Raw genomic sequence first — 18,891 nt, 5'->3', positions numbered from 1 at the left:
TGTCAATTCTATTTTTGTCTTAAAGGATAATTTCTCATTAGCCTAGTTAAGGTAGACACGAAGATTATTCCAAGTGCTAAAGCGCCAGCTGAAGCTAATGTTTCTAAACCTAGGCTAAGAGCTTTATCTATGTTGCCTTGTACAACTTCATACATTGTGTAATACATTCCTCCGCCAGGAACTAAAGGTATTAAAGCACATATTACAAAGGTTGTAACAGGGGTTTTTAATATTCTAGCACATATCTCTGAATAACTTGAAAAAATAGTTGAAGCTAAAAACAGAGATAAGGATAAAGATAAACCATCGTTAAGGGCAGTTTTATAAACAATCCAGCCTAAACCTCCACCTAAAGATGCAAATATAAGATTTTTTCCATGTATATTAAAGATTATTCCAAATCCAAAGGTTGCTATTAATGAAACTAAGATTTCTTTTAACATCCTATATTCCTCCATATAAATTAAACCAAAAACTTAAAACCACACCTGTTCCAATTGCTATAGCTAAAGCTATTAAAAAAGCTTCTGCAGATCTAGTAAGCCCAGCTACTAAATCACCTGCCATGGTATCTCTTATGGCATTTGTAATAGCAAGACCTGGAACCAGAAGCATAATTGAACCTATAATAGTCATATCTAAATTAGATGCGAGTCCTAAGTTAACACAAACTAGTGCTAATAAGGCTGCAATAGCTCCACCTATACTATTTATAAAAAAGTCATTAATTAATAAATTACTGCTTAATATAGAAAATGCTTTTATTATTAAACCTATAAAAAATGCTGAAAAGAAGTCTTTGATATCTCCACCAAATAAAGCAGAAAATCCAGCAGCTCCTAAAGCAGAAAAAAACAAAGTTGTTTTAGTTCCATATCTTGAACTTTTATCTATTTCTTTTAAAGCTTTATTAACTTCGGCTACAGTCATATGTTGCTGACCTATACTTCTTGATAAGTCGTTAACCATATGAACCTTTTCAAGGTTAACCGTTCTATATTTAACTCTTTTAATTAATGAAACTGTTCCTTTATCTTTGTGAAAAGCTGATACCATTATTCCAGTTGGAGTAACAAAACTATCTGCATCATCCATTCCAAAGGATGTACATATTCTATTTATGGTTTCTTCAACCCTATAAGTTTCTCCACCACTTTCTAGTATTATTCTGCCAGCAAAAGTAGCTACGTATAGTATCTTATTTATGTCCATAAAAATCCCCTCGATTTAAGATATTCTGAATGTATTATAGCATAGTAATTTCAAAAAAGAATAGAGAAAGTTGTTTTATTTTTAAAGTCATATATGATACAATACCATATATGATGTCAAATCATGTTTAGTCTACGAAATTATAGAAATTGGGGTGTTAAAATGGATTTTACAAATCTACAAAAAGTTGATCCAGAAATAGCAAAACTAACTGAAAAAGAGTTAGAAAGACAACAATATGGAATTGAATTAATTGCATCAGAAAACTTTACTTCTAAGGCAGTTATGGAAGCTATGGGATCATATCTTACTAACAAATATGCTGAAGGATATCCAGCAAAAAGATATTATGGAGGATGTCACGTAGTTGATGAAGTTGAAGAACTAGCTATAGAAAGAGCTAAAGAATTATTTGGTGCTGAACACGCAAATGTTCAACCACACTCTGGTTCACAAGCTAATATGGCAGTTTATTTTACTGTTTTAAATCCAGGAGATACAGTTTTAGGTATGGATTTAAGCCATGGAGGACATTTAACTCATGGTTCACCAGTAAACTTTTCAGGTAAGTTATTTAACTTTGTTTCTTATGGAGTAGATAAAGAAACAGAAGAAATAAACTATGAAGAAGTTAGAAGAATAGCATTAGAGTGTAAGCCAAAGTTAATAGTGGCTGGAGCTTCTGCTTATTCTAGAACTATAGATTTTAAGAAATTTAGAGAAATATGTGATGAAGTTGGAGCTTTATTTATGGTAGATATGGCTCATATAGCAGGTTTAGTTGCTGCTGGAGTTCATCCAAATCCAGTACCATATGCTGAGTTTGTAACTTCAACAACTCATAAAACTCTAAGAGGACCTAGAGGAGGACTTATACTTTGTAGAGAGAAGTATGCAAAAGACTTAAATAAGAATATCTTCCCTGGAATTCAAGGTGGTCCATTGATGCACATAATTGCAGCAAAAGCAGTATGTTTTAAAGAAGCATTAGATCCATCTTTTAAAGAGTATGGTAAAAGCGTAGTTGAGAACTGTTCAGTACTTTCAGAAGAATTAGTTAAGTTTGGATTTAAGATAGTATCAAATGGTACAGATAATCACCTTATACTTTTAGATTTAAACAATAAAGATATAACAGGTAAAGAAGCTGAAAATCTATTAGATTCAGTAGGTATAACAGTAAATAAAAATACTGTTCCTAACGAAACAAGAAGTCCATTTGTAACTTCAGGAATAAGAATAGGTACAGCGGCTGTAACTACTAGAGGATTTAATCAAGAAGATATGAAAGAAGTTGCAAGTATCATAAACTACGTAATAGAAAATAAAGAAGGCAATTTAGAGGAAGCTAAACAAAGAGTTAAAACTCTATGTGAAAAACATCCACTATATTAAGAATAAAAAATCATCATATTTTATATGGTGATTTTTTTCTTAAAAAAACATAAGATTAATGTATAGCAATAAATTAAAAAGGTTTTATGTATACTAAGATAATAGATGAATTATATAAAAAAGCTGAAACTATAACTTTAGAAGATAAGGATAAAGTAGTATTTATAAGTGATTGTCATAGAGGAGATGGAAGTTATAAAGATCCATTGATGAATAATTACAATACCTATAAAGGAGCACTTAAATATTATTTGAGAAATAATTTTAAGCTTGTAGAGGTAGGTGATGGTGATGATTTATGGAGAAATAAAGATTACAGATATATAGGTTATTATTATGAAGAGATATTTAAAATTTTATTAAGGTTTAAGAAGGAGCATAGGCTTTATCTGTTTTGGGGAAATCATGATATTATAAAAAAATACAAACATGAATTTACTAGTCTTTTAGAGAGAAGTGAGGAGGAGAAATTTTATAAAACACTTAAAGCTTTATATGGAGATTTAGATTTTTATGAGGCTTTAAAGTTCAAAATAAGGGAAGATGAATTTTTTGTTTTTCATGGTCATCAAATAGATAAGATAAATAGCACCTTTTGGAGAATATCTTGTTTCTTATTAAGAAATGTATGGGCTAGAGTTGAATCCATCGGCATAAAGACGCCAACTTTACCAGCACAAAACATAGCTAGAAGAAAAGTAGTTGATAAAAGAATACTTAACTGGAGTATTAAAAACAATAAAAAAGTTATAGCAGGTCATACTCATAAAGCAAGATTAGGTAATCATGAAAGCGGGTATTATTATAATGACGGTTGTTGCGTGTATCCAAATCATATAACTACCATTGAATATATAGAAGGAAAATTAAATTTAATAAAATGGTATTTAGATTTAGGAGATGATGGTAAAATTATATTGACGAGAAAAATCATAAATTATTAAGGAGAATATATTATGAAATTTATAGATATGCATTGTGACACACCTTCATTTATACTTGATAATAGAGAAAATTCTCTAAAAAAGAGTAATGGTACAGTAGATATAGAAAAACTTAAAACAGGAAATGCTCTGATTCAGTTTTTCGCCTATTTTGTTGAACTAAATAAGGAAATAGATTCATTTGAGAAATTTGATGAGATGTATCATAACTTCCAAAATCAGATCAAATTAAATGAACAGGATATAGAAGTTATAAAAAGATTTGAAGATATAAAAGCTATCGAAGATAAAGGTAAAATAGGATGTTTATATACAATAGAAGAAGGTGAAGTTTTAAAAGGAGATATGGAAAACCTCTATAAAGTATACGACAAAGGTATAAGAGGTATAACTTTAACCTGGAACTTTGAGAATTCTATAGGTTATCCTAATTGTATAAAAGAGTGTTCAAGCAAGGGACTTAAAAACTTTGGATTTGAGTTAATAGGAGAAATGAATAACTTAGGAATTATTGTTGATGTTTCTCATTTATCTGATGGTGGTTTCTATGATGTAAGTAGAGAAAGTATAAAACCTTTTGTAGCTACTCATTCTAATGCCAGAGCTATAACAAACCACTCAAGGAACTTAACAGATGATATGATTAAGATTCTTTCTGAAAAAGGTGGAGTTATGGGATTAAACTTTTGTGCTCCTTTTTTAGGTGGAAGTAAGATATCTAGAATTCAAGATATGATACTTCATTTAAAACACATAAAAAATGTAGGTGGAGTAGATGTAATAGCATTAGGAAGTGACTTTGATGGTATTGATAATAAGGTTGAAATAAAAAATGCATCAAAAATGCCAATTTTAGCAGAAGAACTTCTTAAAAATGGATTTAAAGAAGAGGAAATTGAGAAGATATTTTATAAAAATGCATTGAGAGTATTAAAGGATGTACTAGCTTAGGAGGAAAAATGAGTAGGTTAAAAGGAAAAGTAGCAATTGTTACAGGAGCTTCTTCTGGTATAGGAAGAGGAATTGCTTTAGAGCTTTCAAAAAGAGGAGCAACAGTCGTAATAAACTATAAAAGCAATAAATCTGGTGCAGAAAAAACACTTGAACTTTTAAAAGAAGCAGGTGGATATGGACATATAATAAAAGCTGATGTAAGTATATATGATGAGTGTAAAACATTAGTTCAGGAAGTTATAAATAGTTTTGGAAAGATTAATATACTTATAAATAATGCAGGTATATCTAAAGTAGGACTTTTTATGGATATGCGTATTGAAGATATATATGAACTAATAGATACTAATATGAAGGGAACTTTAAATATGAGCCATGCTGTTTTACCTCATATGACAGAAAGAAAACAAGGTTCAATAGTTAATATATCATCAATATGGGGAGTTCAGGGAGCTTCTTGCGAAGCAGTATATTCTTCCACAAAAGGGGCAATAAACTCTTTTACTAAGGCTTTAGCTAAAGAAATGGCCCCTAGTAATATTAGAATTAATGGGGTAGCTCCAGGAGTTATAGATACAGAAATGAATAGTTGGATGAGTAAAGAAGATAGAGAAAGTTTAGAAATGGAGATCCCTATAGGAAGGTTTGGAAAGGTTCAAGAAATAGGAGAAGTAGTTTCTTATTTATGCAGTGATGAAAGTTCTTATTTAACTGGACAAATAATAACAGTTGATGGTGGATTTATTTAGTCGAGAATGGAAAGTTGACAATTGAGAACCAGTATATTAATTGACAATTAGTAGAGAAGAATAGTCAATTAAATAGAGAAATTCATTTCATGAATTTCTCTATTTAATTTTGATTCTCAATTTTAAAATTTCAATTACTCAAGTTTCTCATCTGTACTTAAGTTTAAAGTGAAGTATGATAGTACTCCATTTGAAGTGTTTTGTATTCCGTAGGAACTGTTATGAAGATCAAGAATTCCTTTGGTTATAGATAATCCTAAACCTGATGAGTTTTTATCTCTTACTCTAGACTTATCTATTTTATAGAACTTGTTCCAGATATTATCGAGTTCATCTTTAGATATTTGGACACCAAGATTTTCAATAGATATTAGGACTTTACTTTCAAGTTTCTCTATAGATATAACTATCTTTTCACTTGAAGGGGTGTATTTAATAGCATTTGTCATGAAATTACTTAGTACTTGTTCTATTTGAAAAGTATCACCTTCAACATACAAATACTCAAATTCAGGATTAAAAACGACTTCTAAGGATTTTTCTCTAATTAATACATTATACTTTCTTAATGAACCTTGAATCATTCTAATTATATTAAAAGTTTCTAGGTTAGGTTTAACATTACCTGATTGAAGTTTTGATAGTTCAAGCATATCCATAACAAGTTTATTCATTTTATGAGCTTCATCTATTATGATATTTAAATAATCATTTTTAGCTTCTCCCTGAACTATGCCATCTCTAATTCCTTCTGCATAACCTTCTATTATACCTATAGGAGTTTTTAATTCATGAGATACATCTGCAATAAAGCCTTTTCTCATTTCTTCTACTTTTCTTTCATGTTCAACTTCTTCTTGTAGAATATCATTTTTACTTTTAAGTTCCGTTAAAGCAGATTCTAGATTTTCTGATAAAAAGTTTAAAGTTGTTCCAAGATTATTTATTTCATCATCTTCTAAAGGAGTATATCTTTCAGAAAAATCCATGTTACTCATTTTTTTAGCTATTTTATTTAGTTTTATAAGAGGATCTCCTATGTATTTAGATAAAATCATAGAATAAAATAAAGCTACCATAAGGGTTCCAACTATAAAATATGGTAAAAATCTATTTAAAACGCTAGTAGCTTCTCTTATTGGCTCTACAGAAGATACTGCCATTAAAATAGAACCATCATTCAATTTACAGATAACTACAGTAATAGTTGGATCAAAGTTTGAATTATCTGAAATAGTGACAAAGATTTTACCGGAGGAAATATATTGAGAGTTAGGTAAATACAAGTTATTATATATTTGCTTAAATGAAGATTCTGTATATTCATTAGTAGCTATATATATAAGGGAATCTTTTGGAGTTACAACTCCTACTTTTGCATTATTATTAGTTTCAAATTTATTCATGGCTGGCAAAAGAGCTCTTTTATATAATTCCACTCCTTGATTATATTCTACTGCTGAATTAGAATTTCTAAATTCCTCTACAGATTTGATTAATGAATTGTTTTTTTCGTTTATATAAAACTTCTCGAAAAAGTGTTTTTGAAAAATTAATATAAGAGAAACTAATATTATTAATGCTATAAAGGTAATAAAAAAAATCTTTTTTCCTATTTTACTACGCATCTTTTACCTCAAACTTGTAGCCGCTTCCTCTAACAGTAACTATATATTCAGAAGCCGTAGTTAACTTCTCTCTAAGTCTTTTAATTGTAGTATCAACTACTCTTGAATCTCCATAATAATCAAAACCCCATACTCCATCTAACATAGTGTCTCTTGATAAAACTATGTTTATGTTGTCAGTTAAAAAAACGAGAAGTTCAAACTCTTTAGGAGTTAAGTTAATAGGTTTATCCTCTACGCTTACATCCATGGAATCTTTATTTAAAGAAAGTTTTCCAAGTTCTAATACGGTTAAATTAGTTTCTTTTGAAGTTCTTTTTAAAAGCGCTTTGATTTTTGCAACCAAAACTTTTGGTGAAAAAGGTTTTGTTACATAGTCATCTGCACCCAATTCATAGCCGAGTAATTTATCCTCTTCTTGACTTTTAGCAGTTAATAAAATTATAGGAACAGATGAGGCTTTCCTGATTTCTTGAGTTAATGTTAAACCATTTAGTCCAGGCATCATAATATCTAAAATTATTAAATCTACTTTGTTTTGTTTAAATAGGTGCAACCCCTCATTTCCATTTGAAGCTTCTATGATAGTATAATTTTCAATAGTTAAGTAGTCTCTTAAAAGAGATCTAATTCTAAGTTCATCTTCAACAATTAATAAAGTTTTCATAGGTCTAACTCCTTTCTAGTCTAATTATATAATAATTATTATACATAAAAAATATAGATAATCTGAATTTTTAAATAAAATGGTTTTAGTTTAGATTATATTATATAATAAGTGGAGAGTATATTAAAAGTAATTAACTATAAGGAGTGTTTTAATGGTAAGACTTAACTTTGATGCTAAAGAGGATGTTTTAGATAATGGATTTAAAGTAATAACAATAAAGAGAGAAACACAATTAGCATCTTTAAATCTAGGAATTAAGATAGGGGCTCTATATGAAAAAGAAAATGAGAAGGGAATATCTCATTTTATAGAACACATGATATTTAAAGGAACTAAAACAAGAAACAACGAAAAGCTAAATGATGACCTAGAAGCCTTAGGTGGAGAATATAATGCTTATACAGATTACACATCTACAGTTTATTCAATAACTTGCCTAGAAGAAGAAATTGAAAACGCTGTTGATATTCTAAGTGATATGATAGTGAACCCCTCATTTGATATAAAAGAAATGAAAAAAGAAAGAGATGTTATATTATCTGAAATAAGGACAAGTAAAGATGATGTAGAAGATTTAAGTTTTAGAAGAACTAGTACTTTTGCATTTAATGAAAGTCCATTAAAATATGATATTATGGGAACAGAAAAAAGTATTGCTTCTTTTTCAAGGAAAAATTTGGTAGAATATTATAACAAGTATTATATGCCTAAAAATACAGTTTTGACCTTTGTATCAAGTTATGATCATGATAAAGCTATAGAGCTTGTTAAAAAGTATTTTGATAAGTGGAGCAACAAGATAATAGGGGATAAGGACTTTAATTTAGAAAAGAATATTGCTGGTGTGTTTGAAAGTCATAAAAATGATATAGAACAAGCTACAATAACTTATTTATTTTCTTTTAACGATGTTCCAAAAGAATTAGAATTACCTATTAAGATTTTAAATCACAAATTAGGTGAAAGTTCTAATTCAATATTATTTAGAGAGTTAAGAGAAAAAAGAGGTTTTGCCTATGATGTATACACTCATTTAGATTTAAGCAGTAATGTAAAAACCCTTCATATATTTACTTCCCTTGTTGAAGAAAATGTTGAAGAAGCAATTAATGTTATAAATGAATGTATAGAAAAAATTAAATCTAAAGATATAGTTTTTGATGAATCAACTTTTGATTTGATGAAAAAAGTTCATAAAACAGCTGTGGTATCAACGCTTGAAGATTCAACTGATTTAGGAAACTATGTATTGCATCAAATACTAGAAGGTGAAAGCATGTTTGAGTTTATTAAAGACATGCACAATTTAGATTCTTTAAAACCAGAAGATATATATAAGGCAGCTGAATATATATTGAGGGAGCCTACGGTTCATATCCTAAGAAGTTAAAGTAATTATTTGATATGACTTTTTAGATAAGAGAAGGATTTGATGAAGCCTGAGAGGCGGCTTCTACAGAGCAGAGGTGTAAGGAATTTAATGGAGTTCTCCAAAGTCGAACTCCTACAGGATATAGGTGCACTTTACTCCGGTAGAAGCGGTTGCTGCTTCAGTCTAATCATTTTATATTAAGAAGTTAAGAAAGGTTGAAGTTATTTGAATAAAATCACTAAGATAGAGGTTGGGAAACGAAATAAAGATAGAGTTAATGTTTTTATAGATGATGAGTTTGCATTTGCTTGTTTTGGAGAACTTGTGTATAATTATAATCTTACTAAGGGCAAGGTCGTTAATGTTGAAGAACTTAGGGAAGTTATAGAACAAGAAGAGTACTTAAAATGTAAAAGTGCTGCTTTAAAGATGATGGAAAGATCCTATAAAACTGAAAAAGAAGTAAGAGAGAAATTATTAACTAAAGAATTTAGTGAAAAGTCTATTCAAAAAGCTATTGAGTTTCTTAAGGAGTATAATTTTATAAATGACGAGAAATATGCTCAAATGTATATTAAAGATAAAATTAAACTTTCTGGAAAAAACAAAATAAAGTACTCTCTTATTAGAAAGGGAGTAGATGAAGAGTTTATAAAAAATAATCTTAATATGGTTGATGAAGATTCGGAACTGGAAGTAGCTGAAAAATTAGCGTATAAAAAATATGCTGTTATTTCAAAAGGTGAAAGTGATAAGTATAAATTATCAAACAAACTTATAAGATTTTTAATGACAAAAGGATATGACTATGATACTTGTAAGAAAGTAACGAAAAAAATCGTAGAACTTGATTTTAATGATTAATGAGGGTGAGTTATGAAAGATTATAGTATAGACTTTTTATTTCTAGTATGTTTTTTGTTGCCTATAATATTTGGAGTAATAAGAGGATTTAGAGCAAATGACCTTATGAAAATAATTAGGGGTATTGAGGAAAGTATATGTTTTGTTACCTCATTTATAATAACAATTAACTTTTTAAATAGAAGTTATTTCTTTGATATTGACTTTATCCAAAGCATATCTATAAATTTAAGTAATTTTACTGAAAAATATCCGCAAATTTCTTATTACATTTTCTTGTTAATAAGTATTATAATAATATATGGGATATGTTTCATTCCATTTTTTATACTAAATCTACTTATATTTAAGCCTTTATTGACTAAAGTTGAAAATGTGTGGGATAATGGAGGGAATTTATTAAAGGGATTTATAGGAGCTATATTTAGAATTCCTCAGGGAATAATAATGGCTTTATTGTTTGGAATGATAGTTCATGGAGTTGTGTCATTTGTTCCTAATGATAACTTATCAACTCTTGTAAATAATTCGAAAAGTTATAAATATTTTTATAGCAAGATATTCAACCCAATATCAACATCGAATTTTGCAAGAGCTTTGCCTAATTTAATCGGTGATTCTATTAAGGTTAAGATTGTTAAAGAACAAATAGGAAACTCAAATGGTAGTGTTGAGAGTAATAAGATTGTAAATGAGATTGTATATTACAATGGAATTACTTTAGAAGAGGGAATAAAATCAAATAGTGAAATTGATAATATGGCATATGAGATCACAAGAAAAAGATCCTCGGATAAAGAGAAAGCTAAGGCTATTTATGCCTGGGTTGGATCGAATGTTGAATATGATTATGATAAGGCAACCGAGATTTTAAATGATAATTTCAGAAATAAATCAGGTGCAATTGTAACTTTTAAAGATAGAAGAGGAATATGTTTTGATTATGCATGTCTATTTACTGCAATGGCAAGAGCTAGTTCATTAAAGGTTAGAGTAGTAATAGGGCAAGGTTTTGATGGAAAGACTTGGGTTGCACATGCATGGAACGAAGTATACTTAAAAGAGGAAGATAGATGGATAAATGTAGATCCTACTTTTTATAAAGGTGGAAACTATTTTGATTCAAAGGACTTTTTTGAAGATCACAAAAAAGAAAAAGTAATAGGTGAATGGTAAGGGATTTCTTAAAAATTAAGAAATCCCTATGTAACCTTTTTTAGGAGAAGATTTATTGCTTTTTCACAATCTTCATCCTTGCTATTTAGTGCCCAAGCTCTATTAAAGTATAACAAAGCTTTCCTAGTATTATTAAGCATGGCATATGAATAAGCCAAATTAAAATAATATTTACTATCTTCTGATAAATCTATAGCTTTTTTTATATAAGTAATTGCATTTAAATAATCTTTAGTTTTTATCAAACATACCCCTGCATTATAATATGAGCAGGCTAAGTTTTCTTTAAGTTTTATGGCTTTTTCGTAATAATCTAATGCTTCTAGATAGTTCTTACTATTATATAGTTTATTACCCTCTTGAAAATAACTCATAAATCCTCCATAATATAAATAATTTACATATTGACATTATTAACAAAAATAACAATATTATTCAAAAACATAACATTGTTAACAATTAAATAGCTATACTTTAAATTGGATTTATTTAATAATATAATAAGTATTAGGCTTTTATTTTTATTGAAAGGAAGCGATTAAATGTATAATTTAGGGTTGGATGTAGGGTCTACTACAGTAAAACTAGTAATTTTAAATGCAGCAAATAAAATAGTATATAGCAGATATAAGAGACACTTCTCTGACATAAAAAGCACAATTATTGGCCTTATTAGAGAAGCCTATAAACAGTTCGGAAATATTGAGATAACAATTAATGTTACAGGTTCTGGTGGACTTTCAGTTTCAAAGTGGCTAGATGTTACTTTTATACAAGAAGTTATAGCATGTACTAAAACTATAGAGGAAATGGTTCCGGAAACAGATGTAGCTATAGAACTAGGTGGAGAAGATGCTAAGATAACTTACTTCAAAGGTGGAGTAGAGCAAAGAATGAATGGAACTTGTGCAGGTGGTACTGGTGCCTTTATAGATCAGATGGCCTCACTACTAAAAACTGATGCTACAGGATTAAATGATTTAGCTAAAAGTTATGGAACTATATATCCTATTGCATCTAGATGTGGAGTTTTTGCGAAAACTGATGTACAACCTCTTATAAATGAAGGTGCTAAAAAAGAAGATATAGCAGCTTCTGTACTTCAAGCAGTTGTAACTCAAACTATAAGTGGATTAGCTTGTGGAAAACCAATTAGAGGAAAGGTTGCTTTCTTAGGAGGACCACTTTATTTCTTATCAGAATTAAGACAAAGATTTATAGAAACTTTAGAGTTAAAAGAAGAAGATGTCATATTCCCAGAAAACCCACAATTATTTGTGGCTTTAGGAGCAGCTTTAGCTTCAAAAGGTGAAAATAGCGTTTTGTTTAAAAATATAGTTGATAAAGTGAAAGAATTATCAAAGTTCCAAGATAAAGAAATAGAAACTTTAAGACCTTTATTTAAAGATGATGAGGAATTAATAGAATTTAGAAATAGACATGAGGACAATAAAGCAAAAAGAGGAGATTTAAGTTTATATAAAGGAAATACCTATTTAGGTATTGATGCAGGATCTACAACAACTAAAGCTGCATTAATAGGTGAATCAGGAGAATTACTTTATTCTTATTATGGATCAAATGAAGGAAGTCCTTTATTAACTGTAGTAGGTATATTAAAAGAAATATACAGTAAGATGCCAAAAGAAACTATGATAGTTAATTCTACTATAACTGGATATGGTGAGAGTTTAATTAAAGCTGCCCTTCACATAGATATTGGAGAAATAGAAACTATAGCTCACTATAAAGCTGCTGATAACTTTTTACCAGGAGTTGATTTTATCTTAGACATTGGTGGACAAGACATGAAATGTCTAAGAATAAAAAATGGAGTTATAGACAGTATATTATTAAATGAAGCTTGTTCTTCAGGATGTGGATCATTTATAGAAACCTTTGCTAATTCTTTAAATATGGAAGTTAAAGATTTTGCTAAAGAAGCTTTATACTCATCAAGCCCTGTGGACTTAGGCTCAAGATGTACAGTGTTTATGAATTCAAGAGTTAAGCAATCTCAAAAAGAAGGTGCAACAGTAGGTGATATATCTGCTGGACTTTCCTATTCTGTTATAAAAAATGCTTTATTTAAAGTTATTAAGATAAGAAAAAAAGAAGAAATGGGAAAGAAGATAATAGTTCAAGGTGGAACTTTCTATAATGATGCTGTACTTAGAAGTTTTGAACTTGTTTCAGAAAGAGAAGTAATAAGACCTGATATTGCTGGTCTTATGGGAGCTTTTGGAGCTGCATTAATCTCAAAAGAAAGATATACACAAGGTTATGAGTCTACTTTAGTACATTTAGAGGAACTAGAAAGTTTTACTTTTGATACAAGTCTTGAGAGATGTGGACTTTGTGGAAACAACTGCTTGTTAACTAAAAATAAGTTCTCAAATGGAGAAACTTTTATATCAGGAAATAGATGTGAAAGGCCTATTATAGGTAGAGTATCTAGTGAAGAAGTTCCTAATTTGTATGACTATAAATATAGAAGAACTTTTAAATATATACCACTAAAGAAAGAAGAAGCTAAAAGAGGAATAATAGGAATACCTAGAGTTTTAAATCAATATGAAAACTATCCATTTTGGTTTACTTTCTTAACAGAGTTAGGATTTAGAGTTGAGTTATCTCCTAGAAGTTCAAAAGCTATATACGAAATGGGAATAGAAACTATACCATCTGAATCAGCTTGTTATCCAGCTAAGCTTGTTCACGGACATATTATGGCTCTTATAAATAGAGGAGTAAAAACAATTTTCTATCCATGTATTCCATATGAAGTGAAAGAAGATCCTACAGCGGGAAATCACTATAATTGTCCTATAGTAACTTCATATCCAGAAGCTATAAGAGCTAATATGGATGTTATTAAGGAGCAAGATGTTAAGTTTATGAATCCTTTCTTTGCACTTCATGATAAAGATAAGTTATTAGTTAGACTTATCCATGAGTTTAAAGAACTTGGTATTAGTAAAGAAGAATGTACTAAAGCACTAGACTTAGCGTGGAGAGAAAAAGAAAACTACGTTTTAGATATAAGAAACAAAGGGGAAGAAGTAATAAAGTATCTTGAAGAAACAGGTAAAAAGGGTATAGTACTTAGTGGAAGACCATATCATGTAGACCCTGAAATAAACCACGGAATACCTAATATAATAGCCTCCTTTGGAATGGCTGTTTTAACAGAAGATTCAGTTGCTCATTTATCAGAGGTACAAAGACCACTTAAGATAGTTGATCAATGGACATACCATTCAAGATTATATAGGGCAGCCACATATGTATCTAAAAAAGACAACCTAGAGTTAGTTCAATTAAACTCATTTGGATGTGGATTAGATGCAGTTACAACTGACCAGGTTCAAGAGATATTAAGTGCAGCTGGGAAAATATATACTGTTTTAAAAATAGATGAAGGAAATAATTTAGGTGCTATAAGAATAAGAATCAGAAGCTTAATTGCTGCAATGGAAGAAAGAGTTAGAAATAACTATGTTCCTATAAAACAGAAGATTGAGTATAAGTCTAAAGAGTTTACAAAGGAAATGAGAAAAACTCATACAATATTGTCACCTCAAATGTCGCCTATTCACTTTGATTTAGTTCAGGAAGCTTTTAATTCTTCTGGCTACAACTTAGTAGTTTTACCATCAACTGATAAGATGGCTGTAGAAGAGGGATTAAAATATGTTAATAATGACGCTTGTTATCCTTCAATAATAGTAATAGGACAACTAATACATGCCTTAAAATCGGGTGAGTATGATTTAGATAATACATCAGTTATCATTTCTCAAACAGGTGGAGGATGTAGAGCAACAAACTATATAGGATTCCTTAAAAAAGCTTTAATTGAAGCTGGTTTTGAAAATATACCAGTTATATCTTTAAATGCTGTTGGACTTGAGAAACAGTCAGGATTTAAGATAACACCAAAACTCCTTCATAAAGCATTAATGTCATTAGTTTATGGTGATTTATTTATGAGAGTTTTATATAAAGTAAGACCTTATGAAAAAGAGGTTGGAAGTGCAAATGAACTTTATGATAAGTGGAGAAATATAGCTAAAGAAAATGTTAGAAGTGGAAGTTTTAATGCTTATAAAAAGAATATAAGAAATATTATTAAAGAGTTTGATGAACTAGAACTTTTAGATATAAAGAAACCTAAAGTTGGACTAGTTGGTGAGATTTTAGTTAAGTTCCATCCAACTGCAAACAATGATGCAGTAAGTGTTATTGAAAATGAAGGTGGAGAAGCAGTTATGCCTGATCTTCTAGACTTCTTCTTCTACTCAGCTTATGATGCAGACTTTAAATATAAATTCTTATCTGCAAGCAAAAAGAGCAGAAATATTTCAATGCTTGCTATATGGTTTATGGAGTTATATAGAAAAGAAATGAAGAAGGCTTTAGACGAAAGTAACAGATTCCATGCACCAAAGCATATAAAAGAATTAGGAGATATGGCATCTCAAATACTTTCTCTAGGGAATCAAACAGGAGAAGGATGGTTTTTAACAGCAGAAATGATAGAACTTATAGAAAGTGGAGTTAACAACATAATTTGTATGCAGCCTTTTGCTTGCCTGCCTAACCATGTTACAGGAAAAGGTATGATTAAGGCATTAAAGCATAAATATCCTCTTTCAAACATAGTTGCAGTAGATTATGATCCAGGTGCATCAGAAGTTAATCAGTTAAATAGAATTAAACTTATGATGTCAGTTGCCTTTAAGAACCTAGAACAAAAGGAAGCACCTAAAAAAGTATTATGGCTTGAAAAAGAAGTGTAAAATTTCTTGACAATTTTACATTTAATACTATAATATATGAATATATCTTATAATTTCATATGGATATACAAATGCAATGAAAAAGAGGAGTAAAAACAGTAATGATATTAAGAGAAGAAAATCCTTAGGCTGTGAGATTTTCTATATCGGATGTTTTGAAGGTAGCTTTTGAGCAGCTTTGCTGAAAGTTTAAGTAGGTAAAGTCGGCAGCTATGTCGTTAAAGTAATGAGAGTCTATAATCTTTTATGATTGTAGAAATAAAGGTGGTACCGCGAGTCTTCGTCCTTTTATAGGATGAAGGCTCTTTTTTTATTCCATATATTTCCTGGGGAATAAAATTGATAAATATAAGTTCAAAAAGATGAAAGCAAAGAAAATACTTAAGCACAGCTATATTTTAGCTTAAAAGAAATGTACCTAAATTAAGAGGAGGAAGAAAAAATGAGTGAAAATAATATTTCAACAACCTATAATCCAAAAGAATTTGAAGAAAAGATATATAAAACATGGGAAGAAAAAAAATACTTTACCCCAGAGGTTGATAAAAGCAAAAAGCCTTATACTATAGTAATGCCACCACCAAATATAACTGGTAAACTTCATCTTGGGCATGCTTTAGATAATACACTTCAAGACATTTTAATAAGATATAAAAGAATGCAAGGTTTTTGTACTTTATGGGTTCCTGGTGAAGACCATGCAAGTATAGCAACTGAAGTTAAAGTTGAGAATGAACTTCTGAAACAAGGTCTAGTTAAGAAAGAACTTGGAAGAGAAGGATTCTTAGAGAAAGTTTGGGAATGGTCAGATGAGTACAGAGAAAGAATAAGAACTCAACTTAAAAAGATGGGGGTTTCAGCAGACTTTACTAGAGAAGCTTTCACTATGGATGAGAACTTAAACAAAGCTGTTAGACATGTGTTTGTTAAGTTGTACAATGAAGGACTTATCTACCAAGGAAATAGAATTACTAACTGGTGTCCTAAGTGTGAAACTGCTTTATCTGATGCAGAAATTGAATATAAAGAACAAGAAGGCAGCTTCTGGCACATAAAGTATCCGGTTAAAGACTCAGATGAGTTTTTAGAAATAGCAACAACTAGACCAGAAACGCTTTTGGGAGATACTGCTGTTGCTGTAAATCCAAATGATGAGAGATTTAAGCATTTAATAGGTAAAACTTTAATACTACCACTAGTTAATAGAGAAATACCTGTAGTTGCTGACGACTATGTTGATATAGAGTTTGGAACTGGTGCAGTTAAGATAACTCCAGCACATGATCCAAACGACTATGAAGTTGGTAAAAGACACTCTCTTAAAGAAATCAGAGTTATGGATGACAGAGGAGTTATAAACTCTTTAGGTGGAAAGTATGTTGGACTTGATAGATATGAAGCAAGAAAAGCTATAGTTAAAGACTTAGATTCAGAAGGACTTCTAGTTAAGATAAAACCTCATGTTCATAATGTAGGAACTCATGATAGATGTGGAGTTGTAATAGAACCTATAATATCAAAACAATGGTATGTTAAGATGGAATCTTTAGCAAAACCTGCTGTAGATTTAGTTAAAGAAAAGAAAACTAAGTTTATACCAGAAAGATTTGAAAAGACTTATTTCAACTGGATGGAAAACATTCAAGATTGGTGTATATCAAGACAACTTTGGTGGGGACATAGAATACCTGTATTCTACTGTGAAGACTGTGGAGAGATGATGGTAAAGGAAGATGCACCTGAGAGTTGTACTAAGTGTTCATCAACTAAGATAAGACAAGAAGATGATGTACTTGATACTTGGTTCTCATCTGCACTTTGGCCATTCTCAACTTTAGGTTGGCCAGATAAGACAGATGACTTAAACTACTTCTATCCTAACTCAGTTTTAGTTACTGGATATGATATTATATTCTTCTGGGTTGCTAGAATGATCTTCTCTGGACTTCACAACATGGGAGAAACTCCTTTTGAACATGTACTTATACATGGAATTATAAGAGATTCAGAAGGTAAAAAGATGAGTAAGTCATTAGGAAATGGAGTAGATCCTCTTGAAGTAATAGACACTTACGGCGCAGATGCTTTAAGATTCATGTTAGTTACAGGAAACGCTCCAGGAAATGATATAAGATACTTCCCAGAAAGAGTTGAATCAGCTAGAAACTTTGCAAACAAGATTTGGAATGCTTCAAGATTCTTAATGATGAACTTAGACAAAGAACTTATGAACAAGTACAAAGATGAGAAAGATTACTCACTTGCTGACAAGTGGATATTATCAAGATGTACTACTTTAGTTAAAGAAGCAACTGAGAACTTAGATAAATTTGAACTTGGTATAGCACTTCAAAAGGTTTATGACTTTATGTGGAATGAACTTTGCGACTGGTATATAGAATTTGTTAAACCTGTATTCTATGGAGAAGATGAAAAAGCTAAAGGAATTGCATATAATGTAATTTACAAAGTTTTATCAACTGGACTTAAGTTATTACATCCAGTTATGCCATTTATAACTGAAGAGATATATACTCATCTTTGTGACGAGTTTGAATCTATAACTATCTCAACTTGGCCAGAGTATGAAGAAGAGTTACATGATACTAAAGCTGAAAAAGAAATGGGATATATAATAGATTCAATCAAGTCTCTTAGAAATGTTAGAGCAGAAATGAATGTGCCACCATCAAGAAAAGCTAAAGTAATTGCATATATAAATAAAGAAGCTAAAGATGCTTTCTTAAATGGAATTTCTTATATGGAGAAGTTAGCTTCTGCATCAGAAGTTGAGTTTATAGAAGAGAAAACTTTAGTTCCTGAAAATGCAGTTTCTGTAGTTGTTGAAGTTGGGGAGTTATTTATGCCACTACTTGATCTAGTTGACAGAGAAAAGGAATTAGATAGATTAAACAAAGAAAAAGCTAAACTTGAAGGAGAAATAGACAGAGTTGATAAAAAACTTTCAAATGAAAGATTTACAGCTAAAGCTCCTGCGGATGTAGTTGAAGCTGAAAAAGCTAAAGGTGAAAAATATAAAGAAATGCTTGAATCAGTTATAGCAAGAATAAAAGCATTAGAATAGTATGTAAATGATGGGATGATTAAATCATTCCATCATTTAA

The 18,891-nt window shown here is 30.1% G+C and carries 14 protein-coding genes and 1 other annotated feature; of the genes, 9 read left to right on the top strand and 5 right to left on the bottom strand.

The features are described 5' to 3' along the window. Window positions 1-8: 8 nt before the first annotated feature. Together B3N22_RS13165 and B3N22_RS13160 are read right to left on the bottom strand one after the other, a co-directional pair. Window positions 9-443: a threonine/serine exporter family protein gene (locus B3N22_RS13165; protein ID WP_073019913.1), complete on the bottom strand. Its 435-nt coding sequence runs from the start codon at window positions 441-443 to the stop codon at window positions 9-11. 1 nt (window position 444) lies between these two features. After that, window positions 445-1,212, bottom strand: coding sequence for a threonine/serine exporter family protein (locus tag B3N22_RS13160; protein ID WP_021801352.1), 768 nt, complete (start codon window positions 1,210-1,212; stop codon window positions 445-447). Between the two features lie 162 nt (window positions 1,213-1,374). Between B3N22_RS13160 and glyA the strand changes: the two genes are divergently transcribed. From glyA to ymfI, 4 genes are all read left to right on the top strand, one after another. Then, window positions 1,375-2,607 carry a serine hydroxymethyltransferase gene (gene glyA, locus B3N22_RS13155; RefSeq protein ID WP_286907791.1) on the top strand — a complete coding sequence of 411 codons (1,233 nt, stop codon included), beginning with the start codon at window positions 1,375-1,377 and terminating at the stop codon, window positions 2,605-2,607. Window positions 2,608-2,693: 86 nt separating this feature from the next. Then, window positions 2,694-3,551 carry a metallophosphoesterase gene (locus tag B3N22_RS13150; RefSeq protein WP_286907789.1) on the top strand — a complete coding sequence of 286 codons (858 nt, stop codon included), beginning with the start codon at window positions 2,694-2,696 and terminating at the stop codon, window positions 3,549-3,551. Window positions 3,552-3,563: 12 nt separating this feature from the next. Further along, a complete protein-coding gene (locus tag B3N22_RS13145; protein WP_286907787.1) occupies window positions 3,564-4,502 on the top strand; it encodes a dipeptidase in 939 nt (312 codons plus the stop codon). Window positions 4,503-4,510: 8 nt separating this feature from the next. Continuing rightward, complete coding sequence (gene ymfI, locus B3N22_RS13140) at window positions 4,511-5,254, top strand: elongation factor P 5-aminopentanone reductase (protein WP_286907785.1); 744 nt, start codon at window positions 4,511-4,513, stop codon at window positions 5,252-5,254. A 134-nt stretch (window positions 5,255-5,388) separates the two neighbouring features. On the opposite strand, the gene B3N22_RS13135 is transcribed toward ymfI, so the two are convergent. Together B3N22_RS13135 and B3N22_RS13130 are read right to left on the bottom strand one after the other, a co-directional pair. Continuing rightward, window positions 5,389-6,882, bottom strand: coding sequence for a sensor histidine kinase (locus B3N22_RS13135; protein WP_238902318.1), 1,494 nt, complete (start codon window positions 6,880-6,882; stop codon window positions 5,389-5,391). Continuing rightward, a complete protein-coding gene (locus B3N22_RS13130) occupies window positions 6,875-7,549 on the bottom strand; it encodes a response regulator transcription factor (RefSeq protein WP_073019897.1) in 675 nt (224 codons plus the stop codon). The genes B3N22_RS13135 and B3N22_RS13130 overlap by 8 nt, the downstream gene beginning before the upstream one ends. A gap of 154 nt (window positions 7,550-7,703) precedes the next feature. Between B3N22_RS13130 and B3N22_RS13125 the strand changes: the two genes are divergently transcribed. The 3 genes from B3N22_RS13125 (at window position 7,704) to B3N22_RS13115 (ending at window position 10,964) form a co-directional block, all read left to right on the top strand. Beyond that, window positions 7,704-8,942, top strand: a complete 1,239-nt coding sequence (locus B3N22_RS13125; protein ID WP_286907781.1) for a M16 family metallopeptidase — start codon at window positions 7,704-7,706, stop codon at window positions 8,940-8,942. Between the two features lie 207 nt (window positions 8,943-9,149). After that, entirely contained in the window at window positions 9,150-9,788 is a 639-nt protein-coding gene (recX, locus tag B3N22_RS13120; protein WP_286907779.1) for a recombination regulator RecX, read from the top strand. 12 nt (window positions 9,789-9,800) lie between these two features. Then, window positions 9,801-10,964, top strand: coding sequence for a transglutaminase-like domain-containing protein (locus B3N22_RS13115; protein ID WP_238902315.1), 1,164 nt, complete (start codon window positions 9,801-9,803; stop codon window positions 10,962-10,964). A gap of 26 nt (window positions 10,965-10,990) precedes the next feature. Here the strand turns inward: B3N22_RS13115 and B3N22_RS13110 are convergent, their stop codons facing one another. After that, window positions 10,991-11,338 carry a tetratricopeptide repeat protein gene (locus B3N22_RS13110; RefSeq protein ID WP_073019889.1) on the bottom strand — a complete coding sequence of 116 codons (348 nt, stop codon included), beginning with the start codon at window positions 11,336-11,338 and terminating at the stop codon, window positions 10,991-10,993. Between the two features lie 168 nt (window positions 11,339-11,506). On the opposite strand from B3N22_RS13110, the gene B3N22_RS13105 reads away from it, so the two are divergent. Together B3N22_RS13105 and B3N22_RS13100 are read left to right on the top strand one after the other, a co-directional pair. Next, window positions 11,507-15,766, top strand: coding sequence for a 2-hydroxyacyl-CoA dehydratase (locus B3N22_RS13105; RefSeq protein WP_286907776.1), 4,260 nt, complete (start codon window positions 11,507-11,509; stop codon window positions 15,764-15,766). A 67-nt stretch (window positions 15,767-15,833) separates the two neighbouring features. Next, window positions 15,834-16,057 (top strand) — a binding site (T-box leader). Between the two features lie 151 nt (window positions 16,058-16,208). Then, window positions 16,209-18,851: a valine--tRNA ligase gene (locus B3N22_RS13100; RefSeq protein ID WP_286907774.1), complete on the top strand. Its 2,643-nt coding sequence runs from the start codon at window positions 16,209-16,211 to the stop codon at window positions 18,849-18,851. Window positions 18,852-18,891: the final 40 nt, after the last annotated feature.

The organism is Clostridium sp. UBA1652 (assembly GCF_002320975.1).
Classification (GTDB): Bacteria; Bacillota; Clostridia; order Clostridiales; family Clostridiaceae; genus Clostridium_T; species Clostridium_T intestinale.
Note: the sequence above shows the minus strand (reverse complement) of the source record. Positions and strands in the feature narration are given on the sequence as shown.